The sequence below is a fragment of the Telluria sp. LT2P34 genome (assembly GCF_059685915.1).
Map to the genome: position 1 here is coordinate 140,011 of NZ_JCASIN010000003.1, position 25,353 is coordinate 165,363.

The 25,353-nt window shown below is 65.7% G+C and carries 21 protein-coding genes; 7 read left to right on the forward strand and 14 right to left on the reverse strand.

Features of this window, described 5'->3' with window-relative positions:
- Positions 1-11 precede the first annotated feature (11 nt).
- The 7 genes from AC56KZ_RS11290 to AC56KZ_RS11320 form a co-directional block, all read right to left on the reverse strand.
- Positions 12-1,205, reverse strand: a complete 1,194-nt coding sequence (locus AC56KZ_RS11290; RefSeq protein WP_497162258.1) for an SRPBCC family protein — start codon at positions 1,203-1,205, stop codon at positions 12-14.
- Between the two features lie 15 nt (positions 1,206-1,220).
- Positions 1,221-1,937, reverse strand: coding sequence for a phosphoribosyltransferase (locus AC56KZ_RS11295; RefSeq protein ID WP_497162259.1), 717 nt, complete (start codon positions 1,935-1,937; stop codon positions 1,221-1,223).
- 6 nt (positions 1,938-1,943) lie between these two features.
- The gene (locus tag AC56KZ_RS11300; protein ID WP_497162260.1) at positions 1,944-2,417 is read right to left on the reverse strand and encodes an Hsp20/alpha crystallin family protein; all 474 of its coding nucleotides are present in this window, start codon (positions 2,415-2,417) and stop codon (positions 1,944-1,946) included.
- A gap of 205 nt (positions 2,418-2,622) precedes the next feature.
- Entirely contained in the window at positions 2,623-3,471 is an 849-nt protein-coding gene (gene fghA / locus AC56KZ_RS11305; RefSeq protein WP_497162261.1) for an S-formylglutathione hydrolase, read from the reverse strand.
- 51 nt (positions 3,472-3,522) lie between these two features.
- Positions 3,523-4,104, reverse strand: a complete 582-nt coding sequence (locus AC56KZ_RS11310; protein ID WP_497162262.1) for a chromate transporter — start codon at positions 4,102-4,104, stop codon at positions 3,523-3,525.
- An 18-nt stretch (positions 4,105-4,122) separates the two neighbouring features.
- Positions 4,123-4,656: a chromate transporter gene (locus AC56KZ_RS11315; RefSeq protein ID WP_497162263.1), complete on the reverse strand. Its 534-nt coding sequence runs from the start codon at positions 4,654-4,656 to the stop codon at positions 4,123-4,125.
- A 30-nt stretch (positions 4,657-4,686) separates the two neighbouring features.
- On the reverse strand, positions 4,687-4,863 hold the full coding sequence (locus AC56KZ_RS11320; protein WP_497162264.1) for a hypothetical protein: 177 nt from the start codon (positions 4,861-4,863) through the stop codon (positions 4,687-4,689).
- A gap of 224 nt (positions 4,864-5,087) precedes the next feature.
- On the opposite strand from AC56KZ_RS11320, the gene AC56KZ_RS11325 reads away from it, so the two are divergent.
- Positions 5,088-5,333: a hypothetical protein gene (locus tag AC56KZ_RS11325; protein ID WP_497162265.1), complete on the forward strand. Its 246-nt coding sequence runs from the start codon at positions 5,088-5,090 to the stop codon at positions 5,331-5,333.
- A gap of 439 nt (positions 5,334-5,772) precedes the next feature.
- Complete coding sequence (locus AC56KZ_RS11330; protein ID WP_497162266.1) at positions 5,773-7,917, forward strand: ATP-dependent helicase; 2,145 nt, start codon at positions 5,773-5,775, stop codon at positions 7,915-7,917.
- A 363-nt stretch (positions 7,918-8,280) separates the two neighbouring features.
- On the opposite strand, the gene AC56KZ_RS11335 is transcribed toward AC56KZ_RS11330, so the two are convergent.
- Positions 8,281-8,946: a phosphohydrolase gene (locus AC56KZ_RS11335; protein ID WP_497162267.1), complete on the reverse strand. Its 666-nt coding sequence runs from the start codon at positions 8,944-8,946 to the stop codon at positions 8,281-8,283.
- Positions 8,939-9,301: a hypothetical protein gene (locus AC56KZ_RS11340; protein ID WP_497162268.1), complete on the reverse strand. Its 363-nt coding sequence runs from the start codon at positions 9,299-9,301 to the stop codon at positions 8,939-8,941. Before AC56KZ_RS11340 ends, AC56KZ_RS11335 begins: the two co-directional genes overlap by 8 nt.
- 191 nt (positions 9,302-9,492) lie before the next feature.
- Between AC56KZ_RS11340 and glpD the strand changes: the two genes are divergently transcribed.
- Together glpD and AC56KZ_RS11350 are read left to right on the forward strand one after the other, a co-directional pair.
- Complete coding sequence (gene glpD / locus AC56KZ_RS11345) at positions 9,493-11,064, forward strand: glycerol-3-phosphate dehydrogenase (RefSeq protein WP_497162269.1); 1,572 nt, start codon at positions 9,493-9,495, stop codon at positions 11,062-11,064.
- Positions 11,065-11,118: 54 nt separating this feature from the next.
- Positions 11,119-11,745 carry a glutathione S-transferase family protein gene (locus AC56KZ_RS11350; RefSeq protein WP_497162270.1) on the forward strand — a complete coding sequence of 209 codons (627 nt, stop codon included), beginning with the start codon at positions 11,119-11,121 and terminating at the stop codon, positions 11,743-11,745.
- A 1-nt stretch (position 11,746) separates the two neighbouring features.
- Here AC56KZ_RS11350 and AC56KZ_RS11355 read toward each other — a convergent pair whose 3' ends face one another.
- Entirely contained in the window at positions 11,747-12,598 is an 852-nt protein-coding gene (locus AC56KZ_RS11355; protein ID WP_497162271.1) for a CheR family methyltransferase, read from the reverse strand.
- Positions 12,586-17,505, reverse strand: coding sequence for a HAMP domain-containing protein (locus AC56KZ_RS11360; RefSeq protein ID WP_497162272.1), 4,920 nt, complete (start codon positions 17,503-17,505; stop codon positions 12,586-12,588). The genes AC56KZ_RS11355 and AC56KZ_RS11360 overlap by 13 nt, the downstream gene beginning before the upstream one ends.
- 368 nt (positions 17,506-17,873) lie before the next feature.
- Between AC56KZ_RS11360 and AC56KZ_RS11365 the strand changes: the two genes are divergently transcribed.
- Entirely contained in the window at positions 17,874-18,608 is a 735-nt protein-coding gene (locus AC56KZ_RS11365; protein ID WP_497162273.1) for a helix-turn-helix transcriptional regulator, read from the forward strand.
- On the opposite strand, the gene AC56KZ_RS11370 is transcribed toward AC56KZ_RS11365, so the two are convergent.
- Complete coding sequence (locus AC56KZ_RS11370) at positions 18,583-18,792, reverse strand: helix-turn-helix domain-containing protein (RefSeq protein WP_497162497.1); 210 nt, start codon at positions 18,790-18,792, stop codon at positions 18,583-18,585. The two genes, AC56KZ_RS11365 and AC56KZ_RS11370, sit on opposite strands and share 26 nt — an antisense overlap.
- A gap of 213 nt (positions 18,793-19,005) precedes the next feature.
- Here AC56KZ_RS11370 and AC56KZ_RS11375 point away from each other — a divergent pair, with 213 nt between their 5' ends.
- The gene (locus tag AC56KZ_RS11375) at positions 19,006-19,617 is read left to right on the forward strand and encodes an acyl-homoserine-lactone synthase (protein WP_497162274.1); all 612 of its coding nucleotides are present in this window, start codon (positions 19,006-19,008) and stop codon (positions 19,615-19,617) included.
- 5 nt (positions 19,618-19,622) lie between these two features.
- Here the strand turns inward: AC56KZ_RS11375 and AC56KZ_RS11380 are convergent, their stop codons facing one another.
- Complete coding sequence (locus tag AC56KZ_RS11380; protein ID WP_497162275.1) at positions 19,623-20,138, reverse strand: GNAT family N-acetyltransferase; 516 nt, start codon at positions 20,136-20,138, stop codon at positions 19,623-19,625.
- Between the two features lie 32 nt (positions 20,139-20,170).
- Positions 20,171-22,231 carry a prolyl oligopeptidase family serine peptidase gene (locus AC56KZ_RS11385; RefSeq protein ID WP_497162498.1) on the reverse strand — a complete coding sequence of 687 codons (2,061 nt, stop codon included), beginning with the start codon at positions 22,229-22,231 and terminating at the stop codon, positions 20,171-20,173.
- A gap of 107 nt (positions 22,232-22,338) precedes the next feature.
- Between AC56KZ_RS11385 and AC56KZ_RS11390 the strand changes: the two genes are divergently transcribed.
- Positions 22,339-25,332, forward strand: coding sequence for a CHASE domain-containing protein (locus tag AC56KZ_RS11390; RefSeq protein ID WP_497162276.1), 2,994 nt, complete (start codon positions 22,339-22,341; stop codon positions 25,330-25,332).
- Positions 25,333-25,353 lie beyond the last annotated feature (21 nt).

Consider the following 25,353-nt stretch of genomic DNA (forward strand, 5'->3'; position numbering starts at 1 on the left):
TGTTGCCGGCCTTAGTGCAGGAAGCGGCTGCCCGATTTTTCGCGGCGCGCCGCATCGTGCGGAATGGCGCCCCGCTCGATGAAGTGCTTCATGCGTGCCAGGTCGTCATCGAGCTGGCGCTTCGGATCCGAACCGAGCAGGGATGCCACCGCATGGCCGAGCGCGCCGGCAGGCGGCGTGTACGACAGGCGCACCGTGGCGAGCGTGCCGCCGCGGTAGGGCTCGAGGCGCACCAGGCCGGAATTCTGGATCTCGGCGCCGGGCTCGCTGCGCCATCCCAGGCGGCGGCCCCTGACCTGTTCGGTCAGCATCGAGTCGAACTCGAACTGGGTGCCGGCCGGACCTTGCACTACCCAGTGCGAGCGGCGGCGGCCCAGGTCGCGCACTTCCAGCACATGCGACATGAAGCGCGGGAAGTTCTCGTAATGGCTCCACAGGTCATAGACTTCGTTCGGCGAGGCATCGATGCGGATCGATTTCTCCACGATGATGGGGTCGCCGCCGCTGTAGGTGCCGCGTCCGCCGCCGAAGAGGCTGGACAGGCCGCCGCCGCTGCTGCGGGCAGCCAGCGCCAGGCCCGCCACGCCGAGCGCCGCCGCCAGCGGCGAACGGCGCATCAGGCCGAACAGGCTGAGCAGGCCACCGCCGACGACGGCCGGGTTGCGCAGCAGCGCCGTGATGTCGTCGCGGTCCTCGAGATGCAGCGCGCCCATCGCCTTGCCGGCGGCCTGGCTGGCCATGCGGCTGAAACGGGACGCGGCGGCATCGGCGCGGGCGTTCGCTTCGTCGGCGGCGCGCGAGACGCTTCTGGACGCGCTGTCATAGGTATTTTCCAGTGCGCGGCCGGCGCTGCCGTTGGGCTTGGCCGATTCGTAGGCGCTCCTGGCGCGCGCGCTCGTTTCATCCATCATTTTGCTGGCCCCGGTGCCGGCGTCGTCGAGCAGGTGGCTGGCGGCGTCGCCGGCATCGCGCGCGGCTGCCCCGATGCGCTCGCCAATGCCGTGCAAGGCATTACCCAGTACATTGCCGGTACGCGAGCCGGCGGTGCGGATCGCTTCGGTGGAGTTGGAACGGCGGGCGCTGCCGCGGTCCGGGTCGAGCATGTACATCAACAGGGCGCCGGCGGCGGCGCCGCCCAACATCTTGGCCAGGTCGCCTGGTTCCAGCTCGAGGCTGCTGTCGGTGGGGGTGGTGTGTTGTCGCATATTATTACCTCTCCGTTAGTTGGGTGTGGAACCGGCAATCGCCTGGCTGCGCCAGGCCATCGCCAGCAAGTCCTGCACTTCCTCGTCGCTCGTCTGATCGAACGAGTCATACCACTGGCTGACCGCCCTAAAGCGCAGCGGCGCCGCCAGGCAGACGGTGGCGTCCACCAGGGGCGCCAGCGCCGCCAGCGTGTCCGGCGGCGCCACCGGCACCGCCACGATCACGCGCGCGGCGCCACGCCCGCGCGCCACCTGCACCGCCGCCAGCATTGTCGAACCGGTGGCGATGCCGTCGTCAACCAAAATCACTTCCTTTCCTGCCAATGGCGGCAGCGGCCGCTCGCGCCGGTACAGGCGTTCGCGCCGCTCCACTTCCGCCAGCTCGCGTGCGGCGATCGCGTCGACCTGCGCCTGCGTCACACCATGCAGGCCGGGCACGCCCGGCTGCAGCACCCGCACGCCGCCGCTGCCGACGGCGCCGATCGCGAACTCGGGCTGGCCCGGCATGCCGAGCTTGCGCACCAGCAGGACGTCGAGCTCCAGGGCAAGCGCCATGGCCACTGCAAAGGCCACCGGCACGCCACCGCGCGGCAAGCCCAGCACAAGCGTACCCGGCTTGCCTCGGGCAACAGGTTCCTGCGCCAGCACGTGCCGCGCGCGCAGCTCCTGCGCAAGCAGCTTGCCGGCCTGCGCACGGTTGCGAAAGCGTTGCGGCTCAGCCGACAAGGTCAAGCACCTTTACTGGATCTGGAGCCGCTTGACCGGGCTGCCCTGTTTCTTCGGCAGCGTCAGGTGCAGGACACCGTTCTCCAGCTTTGCCTGCGCCGTTGCGTCGTCGACTTCGGTTGGCAGGGTGAAGCTGCGCATGAACTTACGTGCTGAGCGTTCAGAATAAACCACGTGTTCACCCTCGCGTCGCTCGTTTGCCTTGCGGCACTCTCCTTCGATCGTGATCCGCTCATGGTCGATGGCGACTTTCAGGTCATCTTTTTCCACGCCCGGCATTTCAGCCTGGATTTCGTAGGCGCTTTCGCTTTCGGTGAGGTCGAGCCGGGGGATGCTGGCGTTGGTATCGAACCAGCGGCTGCCTCCCTGGGCCAGCGGTGCGAAGAAGTCCTCGAACATGGTTTCGACAAGACGGCCGAACTGGTCCTCGGCCGCGCCTGGCCGATAGGTCGACAGTGGCGTGGTGCCTCGCCTGATGAGATTCATGATTGGCCTCCTTTCCTCGCGATGAAATGCGCGGCATGACGCCGCACCTGATTTATAGGGCAGGGCAGGCAGGATTTCAAGGCGGACCCGAAGAGGCGGAGCGGCCCGGCCGGTGGTGCTTTGCGCAAGGGCAGAAAGCATGCAACCGGCCGGAACCGAAGGGGCTTGCAGTGGTCGTTTTTCGCTGGATTATCGCTGGACTGACTCAGCCGGCCTGGCGCAGCTGTTGCGCGTGGAAGCGCAGGTGGTCTTCCATGAAGGTCGAGATGAAGTAATAGCCGTGGTCGTAACCGGCATGGCGGCGCAGCTCGAGCGGCTGGCCGGCTGCCAGGCAAGCCGCTTCGAAGGCGTCCGGGTTGAGTTGCTCGGCCAGGAATTTATCCGCCAGGCCCTGGTCGACCAGGATGCCTTCCGGGAAGCGCACCGGGCCGTCGCCAACGAGCTCGGTGGCGTCGTGCGCGCGCCAGGCCGCCCGGTCCGCGCCGAGGTAGCCGTCAAACGCCTTTTCACCCCAGGGACAGCGCGAGGGCGCGGCGATCGGGGCAAACGCCGACACCGACCGGAACAGGTCCGGATTGCGCAGCGCGATCGTCAGCGCCCCATGCCCGCCCATCGAGTGGCCGAAGATGCCGCAGCGCGCCGCATCGAAGCCGAATTCGGCCAGCACCGCTTGGCGCAGTTCCAGGATGTAGCTGTACATCCGGTAATGGCGGGCCCAGGGTTCCTGGACGGCGTCGACATAGAAACCGGCCCCCAGGCCGAAGTCCCAGCTGTCGGCCTCGCCCGCCACGCCGGCGCCGCGCGGACTCGTATCCGGCGCCACCAGGGCGATGCCTTCCCGCGCCGCCACCCGCTGGGCGCCGGCCTTGGTCATGAAGGTCTCTTCGGTGCAGGTCAGGCCGGCAAGGTAGAACACGACGGGCAGCGATTTTCCTTCCGCACCGGGCGGCAGGTAGACCGAGAACCGCATCGGCAGGCCGATGGCAGCGGAATCGTGCTGATAAAAACGCTGGACGCCGCCGAAGCAGGCGTGTTCGCTGAGCAGTTGTAGCATACGAGTCTCCTGGTGGTCGATACCGTCAGTATGCCATTTCAGCGCGCGTTTCTAGACGATTCCGGACGCGCCCAGCAGTGCGCCCAGGGTCAGCACCCACAGCAGGTGCAAGCGGGTCCGCCAGATCACCAGGCAACTGCCCAGCGCCAGCAGCCACAGCGGCCAGCCGCTGCGTCCGTCGGCGGCGGAGGTCGCCAGGATCCAGCTCGTGGCCAGCAGCAGCGCGATGACCACCGGCGCCATGCCCAGTTTGAAGGCGCGCACCGCCAGCAGTTCGCGATTGCGGTGTCCCCATTGCGCGACCTGGTAGGTGATCAGGGTGGAGGGCAGCAGGATTCCCGTCATGGTCGTGATCACGCCAAGCCAGGCCGCAAGCAGGCTGCCCGCGTTCATGCCGACTTTCCAGCCCATCAGCGTGACGAACAGCACGTTCGGCCCCGGCGCCGCCTGGGCGATGGCGATCGCGTCGTTGAACTGGGCCTGGGTCAGCCAGCCCTGCTGCTCGACCAGGAAACGGTGCATTTCTGGCGTCACCGCGATGGCGCCGCCGAAGGACATCGTCGACAGCAGCAGGAAGTGACCGAACAGGTTGAGCCAGTCGGCCCAGCCGAGGGTAATCTGGAGGCTGGTCATTCCGGGCTCATTGCCTTGCTAGCCGCGCATGCGGCGCCAGGCCAGCACGCAGCCGAGGCCGCCCAGGCCGACCAGCACATACACCAGCGGCAGGCGCACCAGCGCCACCAGGATGAAGGCGGCCACGGCGATTGCGATGGAGACCGCGAGCGGGAGCGGATGGCGCAGCAGGCTGGCGGAGAGCTTGAGGCCGGCCGCGGCAATCAGGCCGCTGGACACGGCGGCCATGCCGCGCAGGGCGCCGGCCACTTGCGGGTTGTCGGCGAAGCGCGCGTGGATGCTGGCCAGCACCAGCACGACGAGCAGCGGTATCGCCAGCATGCCGGCCAGCGCCGCCAGCGCGCCGCGCAAGCCGAAATAGCGGGCGCCGATCATCATCGCCAGGTTGACGACGTTCGGTCCCGGCATGATTTGCGCCACGGCCCAGTCCTCGATGAATTCGTCCTCGGTCAGCCAGCGTTTCCGGTCGACCAGCTCGCGCTGGACGAGGGCCAGCACGCCGCCGAAGCCCTGCAGGGCCAGCAGCGTAAAGGCGACGAACAGGTCGAGCAAAGACCCGGGCCGGGGACGCTCGCCAGGCAATCAGCCGCCGCCGATCCCGCGCATGACCCGTCCGCTGCCGCCGCACATCGGACAGGATTTGCCGTCGCCGAGTTTGCCGCTGCCGGCGCAGGCTTCGCACACATCTTCGCCGGCGCCAGGCGTGCCGGGTGCGGCTTCATCGCCGGGATTGAGATCGGGTTCGGGCGTGTTGGTCATGTGTTCCTCGCAAGGTGGCGTTGGTGAGGGCGTTCAGGATGGAACCGGCTGCCCGACTATTCTAGGCCGGGTCGACGCACTGCGGCGCACCGGTTGCCAATACGGTAAGTGCGGCAGTATGTACAACTTTTTCGTGTTTTCGATAAGAAGTTGACATTGACATCGCAGGTGTTTCATGAATACTCAATGGCAATGGAATTTCACCATGACTGAGCGAGGTTAGAATGAGCTTATCCGCAGGCGACCCGGTTGCCTTTCCCGGCCCGGACTCCGCCATTACCAGCCCCAGCGCCACCACGGGCGAAGCCAGGTTCGATGCGCGCCAGCGCATGATCGTCGATGACGCCATTTCCGTGCTCGGCAGCACGAATACCATGTCCGCTTTCGAATACCTGCGCTCCCATGGCGTGCGCACCCAGGTCATCGAGCGCGTGCTTCTCGAGCCGCTGCGGCGCCGCGCACTGGTCTGAAGTTTCCCCGAATCTATACATTTCGATGTAAGAATGGCATGTTTGTGGCGTGCTGCTGACGCGGGTTATACACAATTATTTCTTTTTTTTAATAAAGTGCGTGATTCCGCTACCTCCGCGCAACTGCGCGCAAGTCCTTGATTTTTCGTCGTTTTGGCACTGCCCGTCGAATGGGCAACCTGTTGAAACCCGCATCCCGCCGCGTTTGCGCCATGTCAACCCCACCTTTGTCCACAAAGTTATTCACAGACTTTGTGGATATCTAAAAAAGCGCTTTGTTTCCGGTCACTTAGCGGCGAAGCATCGCGTGCTGTGTGAAGAGAACCCATGCACCGTGCATGAAAGGCCTGCTGATATTGCCGTTTGGGAATGCAAAATGGCCTTGCCTTTCGATACTGGACAAATGTACAGTTGCGCTGTTTCCAGACATCCTGTGCCCATGTCCACTGCCGCCGTCGCCATCTCTCCCGTTGCTCCCGCCGCTGCCGCTCCCATGGCGGCAAGCACCACCCCGGACGATCCCTTCGCCGCGCTCAATCCGGAACAGAGGGCGGCGGTCGAGCACGACATCGGCATTGAGGCGCCGCGCCCGCTGCTGGTGGTCGCCGGTGCGGGTTCGGGCAAGACGAACACGCTGGCGCACCGCGTGGCGCGGCTGATCCTGGACGGCGCCGACCCGCAGCGCCTGTTGCTGCTGACGTTTTCGCGGCGCGCCGCGAATGAAATGACCCAGCGTGCCGGAAATGTGTTGCAGCGCGTGCTCCTGCAGGGACGCCAGCCAGGGCGTGGCGGGCAGGGCGCCGCCACGCTGCCCTGGGCCGGCACCTTCCACAGCATCGGCGCGCGCCTGCTGCGCGAATTTGCCGGACGCATCGGCCTGGACGAATCCTTTACCATCCACGACCGCGGCGATTCGGAAGATTTGATGGGCATGGTGCGCCACGACATCGGCTTGACCGGCACCCAGAAGCGGTTTCCCCTGAAAGGGACCTGCCTGTCGATCTATTCGCGCGTGGTCAATTCGCGCGAGCCCCTGGGCCTGGTCCTGCAAAGCACGTTTCCGTGGTGCTGCGAATGGGAAGACGAACTCAAGCGCCTGTTCGGCGCCTATGTCGACGCCAAGCAGGAACAGAACGTGCTCGACTACGACGACCTGCTGCTGTTCTGGGCCGAGATGGCATCCGACCCGGAACTGGGACCCGAGATCGGCGCGCTGTTCGACCACGTGCTGGTCGACGAATACCAGGACACGAACCGGCTGCAGGCGGCGATCATCACCGGCATGAAGCCCGACGGGCGCGGCGTGATGGCGGTGGGCGACGACGCCCAGTCGATCTATTCCTTCCGCGGCGCCACGGTGCGCAACATCCTCGATTTTCCCGGACAGTTTTCCCAGCCGGCCGAGGTCATCACGCTCGACCGCAACTACCGCTCGACCCAGCCGATCCTGGACGCGTCGAACGCCGTGATCGCGGCGGCGCTGGAACGCCACGCCAAGACCCTGTGGACCGACAAGCCGGGCGCCAGCCTGCCGCAACTGGTGCTGATCCCGGACGAAGCCGAGCAGGCGCGCTGGGTGTGCAGGCGCATCCTCGAGCACCGCGAAGCGGGCATCGATCTCACCCGGCAGGCGGTGCTGTTTCGCGCCGCCAGCCACAGCGCGGCGCTGGAACTCGAACTCATGCGCCGGAATATCCCCTTCGTCAAATTCGGCGGCCTGAAATTCCTGGAAGCCTCGCACATCAAGGACGTGCTGGCCGTGCTGCGCTTTGCCCAGAATCCGAACGGGCGCATGGCGGGCTACCGGGTCGCCCAGCTGATTCCCGGCATCGGCCCGGCCACCGCAACGCGCCTGCTCGACGCCGTGTCGGAAGCGCCGGAAGCGCTGGCGGCGGTCGAGGCCTTCGAGGCGCCCGCCAGGAGCCGCGCCGACTGGGACGCCTTCGTGACCCTGTACCGGCGCCTGCGCAGCGCGGATCTGCGCTGGCCGGCCGACATCGAGCTGGTCCGGGACTGGTATGTGCCGCAGCTCGAGCGCCTGCACGACGACAGCCAGGCGCGCGCTGCCGACGTCGAGCAGCTGGCGCAACTGGCCGGCGGCTACGCCACGCGCGAAACCTTCCTCGCCGAGATCACGCTGGACCCGCCGGAAGCGACCAGCGACCGCGCCGGCCCGCCGCTGCTCGACGAGGACTACCTGATCCTGTCGACCATCCATTCCTCCAAGGGCCAGGAATGGACCTCGGTGCACGTGCTGAACGTCGTCGACGGCTGCATTCCCTCGGACATGAGCACCGGCAGCGCGGAGGAAATCGAGGAAGAGCGGCGCCTGCTGTACGTGGCCATGACGCGCGCCAAGGAGTACCTGCACCTGGTGCTGCCGAACCGCTTCTTCATCAAGCAGCAGGCGCAGATGGGCGACCGCCACGTGTATGCGGCGCGCTCGCGTTTCGTCACACCCGCCATGCTCAAGCATTTCGAGGAATGCGTCTGGCTCGACGCCGAGACGGTCCAGTCGAAAAAACCGATGCCGGAGAGTGTGCGCATGCTGGTGCGCGACCGCGCGCGCAATGCCTGGAAATAGGCGAGGGCGTAAATCAGAGAAATGACGGCAAGACCTTGCGGCTGAGGACTTATCCCCCGTTGTAGGAATTTGTAGGAATTTGCTGATGCCGACGTCGCAGGGGGCAGACTTGCGTGTGCAAGTCCTTGATTTATAAGGGCTTCATTTTTGCCTTCAGAATGGGCATTTTGTTGAAACCCGCATCAATACTGCCCTTGCGGCTTGTCAAGTGGCGCTTGTCCACATAGTTATCCACATTTCTTGTGGATATCGATCGAACTTCAATAAAATCAATAACTTAAGCCGGAGTCTTTGCGCTTGCGCAAACTCGACAGCAAGGCCGGGGTGCGCAGGTCGTGAGCGAAATTGCAACACCCGACGCGTTCAGCTTGCGCCGGCGATGTTTTCCTGTTCGTCCCCCAGGAGCCGTTTCAGGCGCGCCAGTTCGGTCAGGAAGCGTTCGCAGGCCAGCGCCGGCGGCCATGGTTCCCAGGGCGTGCCGCCGTAGACGCCTGCCAGGGGATCGTCCTCGAGCACGGCGGCGCGGATTTTCAGCGTACGCCGCACCTCCTCGCGCGACCAGCCGGCCACGTGCACGGCTTCGCTGGCCGCGGCCTGGCGGTCGGCGCGCTTGTGGCGCGCATGTTCGCCACTCGTCCAGGGCGCCAGGCCATAGCGCAGGAAGACCACGTGTTCGAGGCGTTTGCTCAGCGCGCGGAAGCCCTCGCCGAGGAAGGGCTTGATGACGGAGATCGCGTCGAAGCCGAGCAGGCCTTCCTCTGCGTCGTGCAGCAGTTCGCGCAGCTCGAGCAGGGGATCGATGCGGCCTCCCAGGGCCGCGCGTTGCAGAAGCATCACCGTGATCGAGTGCTGGGCCACCGACAGCGGCAGCGGCCAGGCCGAATGGCCGCCCCAGCGATAGGTGCGGGCCAGGCCGAGCGCGAGGTCGGCGTCGTCCCAGTCGAAGGGCGTCGGGTTCAGCAGGTCCAGCCGTTTGCCCGAGGGCATGCGCACCCAGGCGCGTTGTCCGATGGGGGCCGGGCTAGGCATACGCGGCGCTGACGCAAGCCTTGAGGTCCGTCGTGCGCAGCTTGACCGGTCCATACCACTCGTTCACCGGGACAAAGCCGCCGGTGCGCCGTATCCACGCGCGTTTGCCGGTCTTGTCGACCAGTGCCGCGTGCAGGAAGCCATCGGGCACGATGCCCTTCTTGTTGGGAAGGCGAATGACGACAAGCGCATCGATTCGCATGCCACGGATATCCGGCTGGGCGACACGTGCGATCTGTTTTTCGAACCCGGAAAAGCTGATGCCATAGTCGCGGATCAGGGCATCGGCCAGCGGGCAGGCCTGAACCGGCGCCATATGCATGGCAACTGCTGCGAAAGCTGATAATCGTTTCATCAAACGGTTTCTCTGGAAGATGTTTCCCTGCGTCCCAATCCAGCAATTTTACACCTCGGCTTGCAGGGTGTTGCCGCCCCGAGACGAAAGAAGCGCCGCCATGGGTCGGAACCGGGGCGTCTTGATTTGTGCGAACATGTTTGCGGGGCGTCGCAATAGACTGGATCGGTTCGATTCTTCAGGAGAACGCCGTGGATGGAGCGGTAAAGCGGTTCGATTGCGATGTCTTGATCGTCGGCGGCGGCATCAATGGCGCGGCGATCGCGCGCGACGCCGCCGGCCGCGGCCTGCGCGTCGTGCTGTGCGAGAAGGACGACCTGGCCTCGCACACCTCGTCCGCCTCGAGCAAACTCATCCATGGTGGCCTGCGCTACCTCGAGCATTACGAATTCGGGCTGGTGCGCAAGGCCCTGCTCGAGCGCGAAACCTTGCTGCGTTGCGCGCCGCACATCATGCGCCCGCTGCGCTTCGTGATGCCGCACGAGGCGGGCAGCGGGCCGGGAGCGCGCCCGGCCTGGCTGATCCGTGCCGGTCTGTTTCTCTACGACCGCCTGGCGCGGCGCGAATTCCTGCCGGGTTCGAGCGCGCTCGACCTGCGCGGCCACCCGGCCGGCGTGCCCCTGCAGGCGCGGTTCACGCGCGGTTTCATGTATTCCGATGGCTGGGTCGACGACGCCCGGCTGGTCGTGCTCAATGCGCTCGACGCCAGGGAGCGCGGCGCCACCATCCTGACCCGCACCCGCTGCGCGCCGCCGCGGCGCCACGGCGCGGGCTGGAGCGCGCTGCTGGAAGGAGAGGGCGCGCGCCTGCAGGTCACGGCGCGCTGCCTGATCAATGCCGCCGGCCCCTGGGCCGCGCGCTTCCTGAACGGCGTCAGCGGCGAAGCGAATCCGACCGCCGCCAAGCGCACGCTGCGCCTGATCAAGGGCAGCCATATCGTCGTGCCGCGCCTGTTCGAGCATCCGCACGCATATATCTTCCAGCACCCGGACGGACGCATCGTGTTCGCGCTGCCGTATGAAGGCGCGTTCACCCTGATCGGCACCACCGACATCGATTACCGCGGCGACCTCGACAATGTATCGATCAGCGCCGAGGAAACGGCGTACCTGTGCCAGCTTGCGAACCGCTTTTTTCGACGGCAGATTACGCCGGCCGACGTGGTCTGGAGCTATGCAGGCGTGCGGCCGCTGGTCGAGGAGTCTGCCGCATCGGCCTCGGCGGCATCTTCCATCACGCGTGATTACCGGCTCGAGCTCACGGAGCAGGGCGCGCCGCTGCTGTCCGTCTTTGGCGGCAAGATCACCACCAGCCGCAAGCTGGCCGAAGACGCCGTCGCGCTGGTCGGCGCCGCGCTCGGGCGCCAGGCGCCGGCCTGGACCGCCCATTCCTGCCTGCCCGGAGGCGACCTGTTCGGGGCCGCGCCAAACGCGCGCGGCGTGCTGGAATTCGGTTCATGGATGGCGCGCCAGGCGGCGCGCTACCCGTGGCTGCCGCCGCAACTGCTCGCACGCTACGGCCACGCCTACGGCACCCGCATCGACACCCTGCTGGCCGGCAGTGGCAGGCTGGCCGACCTCGGACGCGAGCTCTTGCCCGGCCTGTTCGAGGCCGAGGTCCGCTACCTGGTGCGGCACGAGTGGGCCTGCAGCGCGGCCGATATCCTGTGGCGCCGCACCAAGCTGGGGCTGCACCTGGCGCCCGGCAGCGCCGCGGTCCTCGACGCCTACCTGGCCTTGCGCGAGCCCTTGCCTGTGCCGTAAGCCGCGGCGAATGGGCTATTATTCTTCAGGATAACAACCACCTGAAGGCGACCAATGAAACTGTACCTCAGCCCGCACGCCCCGAATCCGCGCCGGGTCAGCATGTTCATCCTCGAAAAAGGCATCACCGGCATCGACACGGTGACCATCGACATCCTCACCGGCGAGCAGCGCAGCGAGGCCTTCCTCGCAAAAAACCCGCTCGGCCGGGTACCGGCGCTGGAATTCGAGAATGGACGGGTGCTGAGCGAAACGCGGGCAATCTGTACCTATCTCGAAGGCCTGCGGCCGGAGCCGAACCTGATGGGTGTCGACTACGAGGAGCGTGCCTTCATCGAAATGGCCGACCGCCGCATGGAACTGCACCTGCTGCTCGAAACCGCGCACAGCGCCCGCCACACGCATCCGGCGCTGGCGACCCTCGAACAGCCGCAGTTCAAGGAGTACGGCGCGGCGCAAGCCGAAAAGATGCGCATCACCGCGCGCTGGCTCGACGGCGTGCTGGCGCGCCAGCCCTATGTGGCCGGCGAGCGCTTCACGATTGCCGACATCACAGCCTTCTGCGCGCTCGAATTCGGCCGCGGCCTGCTGAGGTTCAGGCCGGGCGAGGAGGGCATGCCGCACCTGCAGGCCTGGCGCGACGAGATCGCGGCGCGGCCGTCGGCAATCGGGTCGAAATAAGCTATCCCACCCGCCGGTACCAGGGCAGCTCCCCCAGCAGCGGCTGGTAGGCCGCCGCATACGCGTCGCCTGGCGCCAGTTCGCGGTCGATCGCGAGTACGCCGAAGCGCGCCAGGCTGTCGTGGAACAGGCGCAGCACGCGCTGGCGCAGCACCGGGCCGAAGCCGGCCAGGGCGCGCCAGCAGACGATCGCCTGGAATTCGTTGAACGAGGCGTCCGTCACCAGGTTGTAGCCGGCCCAGGTGATGCGCGCGCGCAGGCGCGGCAGCAAGGTGGCGCGGCCGTCCTCCACTTTGAAATACTCGAGCAGGGTGCCGGCGCCGCCGCTCCTGAGGTAGTGCTCCTGCAGCGCCGGCAGTTGCGCGGCATCGACCGTGGCGTCGCGCGCCTCGGCCAGCAGCTCCTCGTTGCCGAGCGTGGCGAACACCTCGGTGCGCGCCAGCACGCCTTCCTCGTGCAGCAGGATCGCCAGGGTCCAGGCGTCGCCGACGCCGGCGCATTCGGGCAGCCACACCTTCGGCACCGCTTGCGAACGCAGGGCCGCGCCCAGCACTTCGCGCGCCTCGAGCGCACGTCCGGGCTCGGCGAACAGGGACACTGCCTGCACCGACAGCACCCGCAGCAGGTCCGCGGCCGCGCCGGGCTCGTGCAGCCCCCGTTCCTGCAGGGCCGACACCGTCTTGAGCCCGCGCGCTCCGATGAGCGCGAGGAGCGTGCGCCGCACCAGCTGGCGGTCGTAGCCGCGGAAATCGAAGCCGTGGCGCTGAACCAGGGCCTCGAGCAACAGATCGATTTCCAGTTCCTCGACCGCCACCGAAGCGGCAAACGACGCAAACGCCGTCAATGCAGCCACACCCGCATCAGCGACAGCAGCTGCGCCACATCGACCGGCTTGGTGATGTAGTCGGAAGCGCCGGCGGCGATGCACTTGTCGCGGTCGCCCTTCATCGCTTTCGCGGTCAGGGTGATGATCGGCAGCGACTTGAAGCGCGGGATGCGGCGGATGGCGCGCATCGTGTCGTAGCCGTCCATCTCCGGCATCATGATGTCCATCAGGACGATCTCGATGGTCGGATCCTTTTCCAGCACCTCGATGCCGTCGCGGCCGTTCTCGGCGAACAGCACCTGCATCTGCTGGCGCTCCAGCAAGGAGGACAGGGCGAAGATGTTGCGCAGGTCGTCGTCGACGATCAGCACCTTGCGTCCGGCCAGGCCGCCGTCGAGCGCGTGGATCTCTTCCAGCATCTTGCGCTGCAGTTCCGGCAAGGAGGCATGCGAGCGGTGCAGGAACAGCGCGGTCTCGTCCAGCAGGCGTTCCGGCGAGCGCGCATCCTTGATGACGATCGTCTTGGCGTACTTCTTGAGCTTCGTGACTTCCTTGCGCGAGAGTTCCTGCGCGGTGTAGATCACGATCGGCAGGTCGCGCAGGGCCGGCTTGCCGCCGATCTGGTCCAGCAGATCGAACCCGGAAATGTCGGGCAGGGTCAGGTCCAGCACCATGCAATCAAAATGCTGGGCGTCGAGAGCTTCCATGGCGGCCTTGCCGGTCTCCACGGTCACCATGTTCAGGTCGCTGTCGCCGATCAGGTTGACGATCAGTTCGCGCTGGGCCATGTCGTCTTCCACCACCAGCAAGGAACGCTTGCCGCCCACCAGGAACTTCTGGATGCGGTCGAATTCCTCTTCCAGCACGGTGCGCTCGACCGGCTTGTTCACAAAGGAGATCGCACCCTGGCGCAGGGCGCGTTCGCGCTCGCGCAGGGCCGACACCACATGCACCGGGATGTGGCGGGTGCTCGGGTCGCGCTTCAGGCGGTCGAGCACGGTGAAGCCGTCGATGTCCGGCAGGTCGATGTCGAGCAGGATCGCCGAGGGCAGGTACTCGCGCGCCAGCGACAGGGCCGAGTCGCCACGGTGGGTGACGATGCCCTTGAAGTTCTTCTCGCGCGCCAATCCCAGCACGGTCTTGGCGAAGCGGTCGTCGTCCTCGACGATCAGCACCGACGGGTCGCCCGGGGCGATCAGGCTGCGGTCGTCCAGCGTCGACGCGTATTCCACCAGGCTGTTGTTGGTTGGCGCCTGCACTTCGATGGTGGCGACGCCGCTTTCCTCGACTTGCGCCGCGGTGTAGACGATGGGCGCCGGCGCGGGCGCCGGCAGGCTCGGGGCCTGCAGGCGTGCCGGTTGCGGCTGGCGCGTCGCTTCGTAGTTGACGAAGCCGGCGCGGTTGTAGGGCAGGTACAGGGTGAAGGTCGAACCGACGTTGACGGTCGATTCCACCCGGATTTCGCCGCCCAAGAGGCGCGCCAGTTCGCGCGAAATCGACAGGCCCAGACCCGTGCCGCCGTATTTGCGGGCGGTCGAGCCGTCAGCCTGCTGGAAGGCCTCGAAGATCAGCTGCAGCTTGTCGGACGGGATGCCGACGCCGGTGTCGCTGACCGAGAAGGCCAGCACGGCGTCCGCATGCAGCAGGTGCGGGTGGTCGGCGGTCCAGCCGCTGGTGACGAGGCTGATGTTCAGCGCCACCTGGCCATGGCTGGTGAACTTGAAGGCGTTCGACAGCAGGTTTTTCAGCACCTGCTGCAGGCGCGTGGTATCGGTCATCACCGCGGTCGGCAAGTTGTCGCCGAGGTCGACCTGGAAGCCGAGGTGCTTGGCTTCGGCCATGTGGCGGAAGGTGCGGTCGACGTAGTTGCGCAGGGTGGCGAAGCGGTACTCGGAGACGTCCAGGGTCACGGTGCCGGACTCGATCTTGGACAGGTCGAGAATGTCGTTAATCAGGGTCAGCAGGTCGGAACCGGAGCCGTGGATGGTCTTGGCGAATTCCACCTGCTTGCCGGAGAGGTTGCCCTCGGGATTATCGGAGAGCTGCTGCGCGAGGATCAGCAATGAGTTCAGTGGTGTTCTCAACTCGTGCGACATGTTGGCCAGGAACTCGGACTTGTACTTCGAGGACAGCGCCAGCTGGGTCGCCTTTTCTTCCAGCGCCAGCTTGGCCTGCTCCACTTCGCGGTTCTTGCGTTCCACCTCGATGTTCTGCTCGGACAGCAGGCGCGCTTTTTCGGCCAGCTCCTGGTTGGTCTGCTGCAGTTCCTGCGCCAGCGACTGCGACTGGGTCAGCAGCGACTCGGTCCGGCTGTTCGCCTCGATCGTGTTCAGGACCACGCCGATCGACTCCATCAGCTGGTCGAGGAAGGACAGGTGGGTCTCGGTGAAACGGTCCAGCGAGGCGATCTCGATGACGGCCTTCACCTGCTGCTCGAACAGGATCGGCAGCACGACGATGTTGTTCGGCGGCGCCGAACCCAGGCCCGAGGACACGACGATGTAATCGCGCGGCACGTCGGTCAGCCAGATCCGCGATTTTTCGACCGCGCACTGGCCCACCAGGCCTTCGCCCGGCGAGAACGAGGTCGGAAGCTTGCGGTTGGAACGGTAACCGTAGGAGGCGATCATCCGCAATCTGGCGTCGAGCTCCTGCGAGTCCATCATATAGAACACGCCGTGGTGGGCCGAGACCAGCGGCGCCAGCTCGGACAGGATCAGTTTGGTCACCGCGCCAAGGTCGCGCTGGCCCTGCAGGAGCCGCGTGAAGCGCGCCAGGTTGGTCTTCAGCCAGTCCTGCTGCGCGTTCTTCTGCGTCGTCTCTTTCAGGTTGCGGATCATCTCGTTGATGTTGTCCTTCAGGTAGGACACCTCGCCGCGCGCTTCCACTTGAATGGAGCGCGACAGGTCGCCGCGGGTCACCGCGGTAGCGACTTCACCGATGGCGCGCATCTGGTTGGTCAGGTTCGCGGCCAGCTGGTTGACGTTCTCGGTCAAGTCTTTCCAGGTGCCGGCGACACCGGACACGTTTGCCTGGCCGCCCAGCTTGCCCTCGGTACCCACCTCGCGCGCCACGCGCGTCACCTCGGACGCGAACGAGGACAACTGGTCGACCATGACGTTGATGGTGTCCTTCAGCTCGAGAATCTCGCCCTTCACGTCCACCGTGATTTTCTTCGACAAGTCGCCGCGCGCCACCGCTGTCGTCACCGCCGCGATGTTACGCACCTGGCCGGTCAGGTTCGAGGCCATGAAGTTGACGTTGTCGGTCAAGTCCTTCCAGGTACCGCCGACGCCCGGCACGTAAGCCTGGCCGCCGAGCTTACCCTCGGTGCCGACCTCGCGCGCCACGCGCGTCACCTCGGAGGCGAACGAGGACAACTGGTCGACCATGACGTTGATCGTGTTCTTCAGTTCGAGAATCTCGCCCTTGACGTCCACCGTAATTTTCTTCGACAAGTCGCCGTTCGCCACCGCGGTCGTCACGTCCGCAATGTTACGCACCTGGCCCGTCAGGTTACCCGCCATCGAGTTCACGCCGTCGGTCAAGTCTTTCCAGGTACCGGCCACGCCTGGCACGTTCGCCTGGCCGCCCAGGCGGCCCTCGGTACCGACTTCGCGCGCCACGCGCGTCACCTCGGAGGCGAAGGAGTTCAGCTGGTCGACCATGACGTTGATCGTGTTCTTGAGCTCGAGAATCTCGCCCTTCACGTCCACCGTGATCTTCTTGGACAAGTCGCCGTTCGCCACGGCGGTGGTCACGTCCGCAATGTTACGCACCTGGCCGGTCAGGTTACCGGCCATCGAGTTCACCGAGTCGGTCAAGTCTTTCCAGGTACCGGCCACGCCCTTCACCTGCGCCTGGCCGCCCAGTTTTCCTTCGGTACCGACTTCGCGCGCCACGCGCGTCACCTCCGACGAGAAGGAAGACAACTGGTCGACCATGACGTTGATCGTGTTTTTCAGCTCGAGAATCTCGCCCTTCACGTCCACCGTGATCTTTTTGGAGAGGTCGCCGTTCGCCACCGCCGTCGTCACCGTCGCGATGTTGCGCACCTGGCCCGTCAGGTTCGAGGCCATGAAGTTGACGTTGTCGGTCAAGTCCTTCCAGGTGCCGCCGACGCCCGGCACGTAAGCCTGGCCGCCGAGTTTTCCTTCGGTGCCGACCTCGCGCGCCACCCGCGTCACCTCGGAGGCGAAGGAGCGCAGCTGGTCGACCATGACGTTGATCGTGTCTTTCAGCTGCAGGATCTCGCCGCGCACGTCGACCGTGATTTTCTTCGACAAGTCGCCGTTGGCGACCGCGGTCGTGACTTCCGCAATGTTACGCACCTGCGAGGTCAGGTTACCCGCCATCGAGTTGACCGAGTCGGTCAAGTCTTTCCAGGTACCCGCCACGCCCTTGACCTGCGCCTGTCCACCGAGCTTGCCTTCGGTGCCGACTTCGCGCGCCACGCGCGTCACTTCGGAAGAGAAGGAGGAAAGCTGTTCCACCATCGTGTTCGCAGTCGTTGCCGCGCGCAGATATTGCCCTTTTAACGGATGCCCGTCGACTTCGAGGGCCATGGTCTGCGACAGGTCGCCTTTCGCCACGGCGCCGATGACGCGCGCCATTTCCGTGGTCGGGCGCACCAGGTCGTCGATCAGGGTATTGACCGAGCTGATGATGGTGCTCCAGCCGCCGACCACGCCCGGCACGTCGGCGCGCTGGGTCAGGTGGCCTTCGCGGCCGACGACGCGCGACACTTCCGTCACCGCCTCGACCATTTTCGATTTGGTTTCGATGATGTCGTTCAGGGTGTCGGCGATCTTGCCTGACACGCCCGTCCAGTCGGAAGGCATGCGTACCGAAAAGTCGCCCTTTTTGAGGGCCATCAGCGTTGCCAGCAGGAGCTTGACGTCCAGCTGTTCGGCCATGTCGGTCATTGTGTTCATCGACGTGTGATCCTTGTTTTGAAAATTGAAACTGCGTTCTTGCGAGCGCGTCGTCAATACACGTGGTGTGTCGCGCGCCTGAGAAACTGTTAAACGGAAATATGAAACGATACCCTAGTGCGCAATCAAGTCAAGCTCTGCAATGCAATAAAACTTGCGACGCTAGAAACTTTATATGCGAGGGAATGATGCGAGGAAAAACCAGTGCAGATCTCAAGCGATGCGAACCGAGTATTGGTCAGCGTTGCATACTAACTACAAAAATACTTAACAAAAAATTTAGGAAGGTTGATAAAATTTCTAAAAAACATAGTTCATGTGCGCCATGCAAGTAGCATATGTTCCGTTCACATAAGCGAGCTAGCGCCATGATTGAAACAGCACAGTTGATGCAGCTGTTGGCTTCCAAAGATTCCGAGTCCTGGCGTCATTCAATGCTGGACTTAAGCGATTCGCTCGGTTTCGAACAGGTAATGTACGCGGTGGTCCATTCACGCCACGCGCAATATGAAAATGCTTTCGTGCAGACGAACTACGCGCCCGAATGGCGCGAGCGCTACGATGCCGAGCGCTTCGCTTATGTCGATCCCACCGTCGGCCATTGCCTGACCAGCACGCTGCCCATCATCTGGGAGCCAGACACCTTCGGCACCGCCGGCGGTCGTACCTTGTACGAGGAAGCCTGTGGTTTCGGCATGCGTACCGGCGTGACGCTGCCGATCCACGGGCCGAACGGAGAAGTGGGATTGCTCAGCCTTGCTTCCGACGCGGCGCCGGGCGAGCAATTCACGCGCGAGGTTGCGCACAGGATGGGCGCGCTCACGCTGGTACGCGATTATGCATTTGCCGCATCGATGCCGTTTGCGCACCCGAGCGGGGGCGATCCGGTGCCACGCCTGACCCGGCGCGAGCTGGAAGTACTTCAGTGGGTCATGGCAGGCAAGTCCTCATGGGAGATCTCGATGATCACCCGTTGTTCCGAGGCGACCGTCAACTTCCACCTGGCTAACGTGCGTCAGAAGTTCAACGTCAACACACGTCAGCAGGCGGTTGTGAAGGCGATTGCATTAGGCTTGCTTAACCCTGAAGATCGCCATCGTTGAGTTTGCCGTTCACGTAGAGCTTCAGCAGGATGGCAACCGGGGCCGGGATCGCCAGGCCCGTCTCGAAACGGCTGCCGCTCGACTGCGTTACGCCGAAACGTCCCCAGAACTTCTCCTGACTTTCCCGTTTGCTAATCCGGAACTGACGCAGGTCAACGTGCTGCGGCCGCACAGGTATCGGCATAGCGGTGTAAGCACTTGGACGAACAAGCATGGATTCGCTGATGAAGTCGTTTGGCATGGCCGGTCTCCTTATTGAACGAGTGAAAAACTTAGTATTCCACTGTGTCACTGTCTAGCCACCTATCAATACTACTAGTACCCATGTTGCGTAATTTGCTCGAGTCTTCATGCCTGTCGCATAGTTTTTTTCATTAACGAATACAGGGAGAACGACATGGCACTGCAAATTAATATCGCAGCACGGCGCGAGTTTCAGTCCCACGATTTACGCGAGATGCATACGCTTCGCGCAAAGGTGTTCCAGGGCCGTCTCGGTTGGGAAGTCCCGGTATTGTCGGGAATGGAAATCGACGGCTACGACGCGCTCGAACCGCATTACATGATGATGCGTGAGCCCGGCCAAGGCATCCTGCGCGGCTGCTGGCGCCTGTTGCCGACAGACGGTCCCTATATGCTCAAGGATTCGTTCCCTCAATTACTGCATGGACAGCCAGCGCCTTGCGACGAGCATGTATGGGAACTCTCGCGTTTCGCCATCGAGACCGGCGGCAGCGGCCAGTTCGGATTTTCGGAGATCACGATGGAGTCGTTCGCGGCGATCACCCGCTACGGCTACGAGCACGGCATCGAGCGCTATGTCACGGTCACCACGACCTCGATCGAGCGCCTGCTGCGCCGCGCCGGCATCGTTACCGAGCGCCTCGGTCCGCCGCTGGTGATCGGGATCGAGACGGCCGTCGCCCTGTATGTCGATATCGATGCGAGCTATCCCGCCGTCGTGCGCTTCGGGGCCGGCAAGCAGCGCTCCCTCAGCCTGCCGCAATAGGGCGCTTACAGCACCAGTTGCAGTAGCTGCTCCAGGCGCGCATCGCCGGGGCGCGCCGGCTGCGCCGCCCCGACCGGGCGAAAGCCGGCGCGCTCGTACAGGCGCCGAGCGGCGTCATTCCCTTCGATCACGCCAAGCTGCAGCGTGCGCGCCCCGCGCGTGCGTGCCCACGCGACCGCTGCCGCCAGCAGCGCCGCCGCCACACCCTGGCCGCGGGCTTCAAGCGCTACCCACATCTGGAACAGGTTCACGCGCTGCGTATCCCCGGCATCGACTTTGGCCCAGGCCAGGCCCAAGGCGGCGCCATCGCGTTCGGCCACCAGCGGCCGCTCGCGTCCCGAGCCGGCAGCCAGTCCCAGGCGCCAGGCCCAGTCAGCGTCCTCGAACGCCTGTTCGCGTGCCAGGGTGCTGCCGAATGCGCCCGGCGCGTCTGCCAGCGCGCGCAGGCGCAGCTCACGGTAGAGCTGCCACTCGGCGCCGGCCAGCGGACGCACCTCGATCGTGTTGCAGGATGGCGTCATGTGGTAATTTTTACACTATGCATAATGAGGGGTCATGTCAGCTGCCTGCGCAGGAACGCATACGTCAGCGCCCACATGCGCGCCTGCTGGGTGTTGTTGGCGGCGCCGGCATGTCCGCCTTCCATGTTTTCCCAGTACAGCAGGTCGTGGCCCTGGTCTTCCATCAGCGCGGCCATCTTGCGCGCGTGGCCCGGGTGGACGCGGTCGTCGCGGGTCGAGGTGGTAAACAGCACGCGCGGATACTGCCTGTCCCGGAACACGTTCTGGTAGGGCGAATAGCGGCCGATGCTGTCCCAGTCCGCAGCAAGGTCCGGATCGCCGTACTCGCCCATCCAGGAGGCGCCGGCCAGCAGCTTGTGATAGCGCCGCATGTCGAGCAGCGGCACCTGGCAGACGACGGCGTTGAACAGGTCGGGGCGCTGGGTGAGGGCGGCGCCGACCAGCAGGCCGCCATTGCTGCCGCCCATGATGCCGAGGTGGCGCGGGCTGGTGATCTTGCGCCGGATGAGGTCTTGTGCCACCGCCAGGAAGTCGTCGAAGGCATTCTGGCGCTTCTCCTTGAGCGCCGCCTGGTGCCAGCGCGGCCCGAATTCGCCGCCGCCGCGGATGTTGGCCAGCACGTAGGCGCCGCCGCCTTCCAGCCAGCCGGCGCCGATCATGCCGCTGTAGGCAGGTTTCAGCGATACCTCGAAGCCGCCGTAGCCGTACAGGAGCGTCGGCGTCTTGCCTTCGAAGCTGGCCTGGCGCCCCATGACGACGAAGTAGGGCACCAGCGTGCCGTCTTTCGAACGCGCCTCGAACTGCGACACGGTGTACGGCGCCGCATCGAACCAGGCCGGCATGGCTTTCAGGCGTTCGCGGGTGTCGACGCCGGCGCTGCCGAGGTAGAGCGTGGTCGGGTTCAGGAAGCCGGTGACGGTGAGGAAGTAGTCGTTTGAGCCGATATCGTCGAACGCGGATACGCCGAGCGTGCCGATGGCGGGCGCGGCGACGTCGCGGCGGCGCCAGCCATCGGGTTCGCGGCGCAGCTCGACGATGCGGTTCTTCACCTTGTCGAGCAGCGTCAGCAGGATGGCGCCGCGTACCACCGTCACGCCGTCGAGCGAGCTGGTGGCGGTCGGCGCGAACAGCATGTCGACATCGCGCTCGCCGCGCATGAAGCGGTCGAAGTCGATGGCCAGCAGTGCGCCCTGCGGCCAGGTGCGCTCTCCAAGCACCCAGTCCGAGCGCAATTCGATGAGTAACTGGTCGCGCACGGCATACGCGTTCGCGTCGTCCGGCTTGGGCACCCTGCGCAGCTCGCCCTTCTCGCGCAGGAACAGCTCGCTGCTGTAGAAGCCGATCTGGCGCGTCACGAATTCGCGTTCGAAGCCGGGCGTCATGTCCTTCCAGGCCGAGGCCGACAGGTCCTCGGGCCGGGCCTCGAACACAAGGCGGGCGGCGGACAGGGGCGTGCCGCGCTTCCATTCCTTCACCAGGCGGGGATAGCCCGAGGCGGTCATCGTCCCGGGGCCGAAATCGGTGGCGACGAACAGGGTGTCGCGGTCGATCCAGGCGGCGCTGCCTTTGGATTCGGGAAGGACAAAGCCGCCGGCGACGAACATGCGCCGCTCGAGGTCGAATTCGCGCACGACCTCGGCGTCGCCGCCGCCGCGCGAGAGCGACACCAGGCAAGGCGCGCCCTGCGGCTCGAGGAAGGTGGCGCCGGCCCAGACCCAGTTCTCGTTTTCCTCGCGCGCCAGCGCATCGAGGTCGATCACGGTTTCCCAGGCCGGCGCTTCCTTGCGGTAGTCGGCCAGCGTCGTGCGGCGCCAGATGCCGCGTTCGTGGCCGGCGTCGCGCCAGAAGTTGTACAGCCAGCCGCCGTGGAAGCGGACGTGGGGAATGCGTTCTTGTGCGTCGAGGATGGTTTGCAGGCGCGCGCGCAGGGCGTCGTGCACGGCGCCGCCCAGTTCACGTTCGGCAAGCGCGCTGCGTTCCCTGACCCAGGCAAGGGAGCGCTCGCTCTCCACCTCTTCCAGCCAGAGCCAGGGGTCGGCAGGGTCTGCGCTCGCCACTCCTGTGTCCGCTCCGCTCACGTCCTTTGCCGCCATCTCGTGCATTCGTTTTGTCCGCCGCTATCTATTGCCGAGCGCCACCGTGGCGTTCCGATCACGTATATAGTAGCAACAATCTTCCTGTCCTTTACCCAAGGGCCACCATGGGGCTATCGATTACCCGCAGCATCGGCGCGGCCGGCAGCGCGCGCGGCAGCACCCGCATCGGGCTCCTGTGTGCGGGCCTGGTGCTGGCCCTGGCGGTGGGTGCTGTGCTGCACATGGCGGCCGCGCGTGCGGTCGAAGAGGAAGCGCGGCGCCGCTTCGACAACCAGGCCCGCGTCACCCAGGAACGCATCGCCACCACCATCAAGTCGTACACGGAGATGACGCGTGCGCTGGGCGCGCTGTTCGCGGCCAGCGAGCAGTCGGTGACGCGCCGCGAGTTCCGGCGCTATGTCGACACCCTCGAGCTGCGCAACAACTTCCCGGCGATCGACGCCGTCTCCTATTCCGAGGAAGTCGCCGACGGCGAGCGTGCGGCCTTCGAAGCGCGGGTGCGCGCCGACGACAGCGTGCAGGCAGGCGGCTACCCCGGTTTCGCGATCCACCCTGCCGGGCGGCGCCCGCGCTATCACGTCCTGACCTATATCGAGCCGCCGGAGACGCTGCCGGAAAAATTTGGCAAGGACATCACGGCCAACCCGGTCATTGCCGCGGCCATGGACCGTGCGCGCGACACCGGCAGCATGAGCGTGTCGGGCCATCCGGTCCGGGTGCTGCATCCGGCGTCCCACCTGGCGCTCGCCATGCGGATGCCGGTGTACCGGGGCGGCGCCATTCCCGACACCCTGGCCGCGCGCCGCGCCGCCTATGTCGGCGGGGTCGGCATCGCGTTTTCGGTGCCGGCGCTGGTCGATGCCGCGCTGGCCGGCGTGGGCGAGGCCAGGGTGACGCTGTCGCTGTTCGTGGCCGGCACCAACGCCGGCCTGCCGACGCTGGCCCTGAGCGGCGCCGACCGCCTGCTTTACGGCGACGGCGCCGTCCGCACCCGCGCCGTCGATCCCGCCACCACGTTTACGACGGTGCTGCCGGTCGACTTCGGCGGCGCGCTGTGGAAGGCCCATTTCAGCGCGCCCAAGGACGAGCTTTACCTGCCGCTCGACCGCCGCTTCCCGTGGCTGGCCTTTGGCACCGGCGTGCTTGCCACGCTGCTCTTCTACAGCCTGTTCCTGACCCTGTACTGGTCGCGCCGCAGCGCCATCGAGCAGCGCACCTTGCTCGACACGGTGCTCGACAACCTCGACGCCTTCGTCTTCATGAAGGACCGCGAGCGGCGCTTCCAATACGTGAATGCGAAGATGGCGTCGGCGCTCGGGCGCAGCGCCGATGCGGTGGTCGGGCGCCTTGACCGCGAGGTGATGCCGGCCGGCCTGGCCGACGCCGCCTGGGAGCGCGAGCGTGCGGTGTTCGACGGCACCCGCCGCGCCAGCCAGGTCGAAGTGGTGCTGCCCGGCGGCGCAGCGCGCCAGATGTGGGAAGTGAAGGTGCCGGTGCAGCTCGACGGCGATGTCAGCGGGGTCTTGTGCGTGGCGACCGACGTCACCGAACTGCACCAGCTCAAAGCGCGGGCCGACGCCGCCAATCAAGCGAAAAGCGACTTCCTGTCGAACATGAGTCACGAGATCCGCACGCCGATGAACAGCATCATCGGCATGACCCACCTGGCCCTGAACACCGCGAGCGATCCGAAGCTGCGCGACTATCTGGAAAAGATCGACCACTCCGGCCGGCACCTGCTGGGGATCATCAACCACATTCTCGATTTTTCGAAAATCGAGGCCGGCCGCCTCGAGCTCGAACTGCTCGACTTCCGGCTCGATGCCTTGCTGGGCAACCTGGAAACCAAGCTTGGCGAAGCCGCCGCCGCCAAGGGCTTGCGCCTGCAGTTCGACCTGGCGCCCGAATTGAGCACGAGCTGGCGCGGCGACCCGCTGCGCCTCGAGCAGGTGCTGCTCAATTTTGTGGGCAACGCCATCAAATTTTCCGAACGGGGCGCCATCGCGATCCGCGCCCGCGCCCTGCGCGCCTTCGGCCAGGAAACGCTGGTGCGCTTCGAGGTGCAGGACAGCGGCATCGGCATCGACCCGGCAGAAGTGGCGCAGCTGTTCGCACCCTTTCACCAGGCCGATCCGTCGACCACGCGGCGCTACGGCGGCACCGGCCTCGGCCTGGTGATCAGCAAGCAGCTTGCCGAGCTGATGGGAGGGGAGGTCGGCGTCGAGAGCGAGGCCGGACGCGGCAGCACCTTCTGGTTCACGGCGCGCCTGGCGCATGGCGATGGTGCCGGCATCGAAGGCGGCCGCGCCCCGGCAGGGCTTGCCGGCCTGGCGCCGCAGGCCCGGCGGCTCGAAGGCAAGTCTATCCTGCTGGTCGAGGATAACGTCTTCAGCCAGCAGGTCGGGCGCGAACTGCTGGAAGCCGCGGGCGCCGCGGTCGTGGTGGCAAACAACGGCGCCGAGGCGCTCGCGCAGATGCAGGCGCGCCGTTTCGACTGCGTGCTGATGGATGTGCAGATGCCGGTGATGGACGGCTTCGAAGCCACGCGCCGCATCCGCGCCGACGCCGCCTTGAAGGAGAGCGTCGTCATCGCCATGACGGCGAACGCCGGTCTGATCGACCAGGAACGCTGCCTGGCCGCGGGCATGGATGAATTCCTGTCCAAGCCGGTCGCGCCGGAGCGGCTGGTGGCGACGATCCTGCGCGCATCCCGCCGCGCCGCCCCAGGCGCGGCTCCCTTGCTCGACACCGGGGTGCTGGCAGCGAGCTTCGGCGACGACCCCGGCAAGATGCGCAAGTTCGCCTTCATGTTCCTCGACAGCGCCCGCGATGGCCTGGCCGAGATCGACATCGCGCTGGAGGGCGGCGACCTGGCGCGCGCCGGCGCGGTCGCGCACCGGCTGAAGTCGTCGGCGCGCGCGGTCGGGGCGACGGGTTTCGCCGACGCCTGCTTCGCGCTCGAAAGTGGGTCCGAAGGGGACACGATCCACGGCTCAATTGCCCAGGCGCGCGTCCAAGCCGCGCTTCTGCGCAGCATCTTCGTGCGACTCGTTCAGCAGGTCCCGGCGGAACTTGGCGCGCGCGCCACGGACGGGTAAGAAGCGCCTCCGTCTTTCGGC

What these genes read in the sequence shown, in the direction of transcription:
- AC56KZ_RS11360 (WP_497162272.1), bottom strand. Translation starts at nt 17,505, where the DNA reads ATGAACACAATGACCGACATGGCCGAACAGCTGGACGTCAAGCTCCTG.
- AC56KZ_RS11320 (WP_497162264.1), bottom strand. Translation starts at nt 4,863, where the DNA reads ATGACCAACACGCCCGAACCCGATCTCAATCCCGGCGATGAAGCCGCA.
- AC56KZ_RS11325 (WP_497162265.1), top strand. Translation starts at nt 5,088, where the DNA reads ATGAGCTTATCCGCAGGCGACCCGGTTGCCTTTCCCGGCCCGGACTCC.
- AC56KZ_RS11310 (WP_497162262.1), bottom strand. Translation starts at nt 4,104, where the DNA reads ATGACCAGCCTCCAGATTACCCTCGGCTGGGCCGACTGGCTCAACCTG.
- AC56KZ_RS11335 (WP_497162267.1), bottom strand. Translation starts at nt 8,946, where the DNA reads ATGCCTAGCCCGGCCCCCATCGGACAACGCGCCTGGGTGCGCATGCCC.
- fghA (WP_497162261.1), bottom strand. Translation starts at nt 3,471, where the DNA reads ATGCTACAACTGCTCAGCGAACACGCCTGCTTCGGCGGCGTCCAGCGT.
- AC56KZ_RS11385 (WP_497162498.1), bottom strand. Translation starts at nt 22,231, where the DNA reads ATGGCGGCAAAGGACGTGAGCGGAGCGGACACAGGAGTGGCGAGCGCA.
- AC56KZ_RS11340 (WP_497162268.1), bottom strand. Translation starts at nt 9,301, where the DNA reads ATGAAACGATTATCAGCTTTCGCAGCAGTTGCCATGCATATGGCGCCG.
- AC56KZ_RS11330 (WP_497162266.1), top strand. Translation starts at nt 5,773, where the DNA reads ATGTCCACTGCCGCCGTCGCCATCTCTCCCGTTGCTCCCGCCGCTGCC.
- AC56KZ_RS11290 (WP_497162258.1), bottom strand. Translation starts at nt 1,205, where the DNA reads ATGCGACAACACACCACCCCCACCGACAGCAGCCTCGAGCTGGAACCA.
- AC56KZ_RS11370 (WP_497162497.1), bottom strand. Translation starts at nt 18,792, where the DNA reads ATGCCGATACCTGTGCGGCCGCAGCACGTTGACCTGCGTCAGTTCCGG.
- AC56KZ_RS11390 (WP_497162276.1), top strand. Translation starts at nt 22,339, where the DNA reads ATGGGGCTATCGATTACCCGCAGCATCGGCGCGGCCGGCAGCGCGCGC.
- AC56KZ_RS11380 (WP_497162275.1), bottom strand. Translation starts at nt 20,138, where the DNA reads ATGACGCCATCCTGCAACACGATCGAGGTGCGTCCGCTGGCCGGCGCC.
- AC56KZ_RS11350 (WP_497162270.1), top strand. Translation starts at nt 11,119, where the DNA reads ATGAAACTGTACCTCAGCCCGCACGCCCCGAATCCGCGCCGGGTCAGC.
- AC56KZ_RS11300 (WP_497162260.1), bottom strand. Translation starts at nt 2,417, where the DNA reads ATGAATCTCATCAGGCGAGGCACCACGCCACTGTCGACCTATCGGCCA.
- AC56KZ_RS11375 (WP_497162274.1), top strand. Translation starts at nt 19,006, where the DNA reads ATGGCACTGCAAATTAATATCGCAGCACGGCGCGAGTTTCAGTCCCAC.
- AC56KZ_RS11365 (WP_497162273.1), top strand. Translation starts at nt 17,874, where the DNA reads ATGATTGAAACAGCACAGTTGATGCAGCTGTTGGCTTCCAAAGATTCC.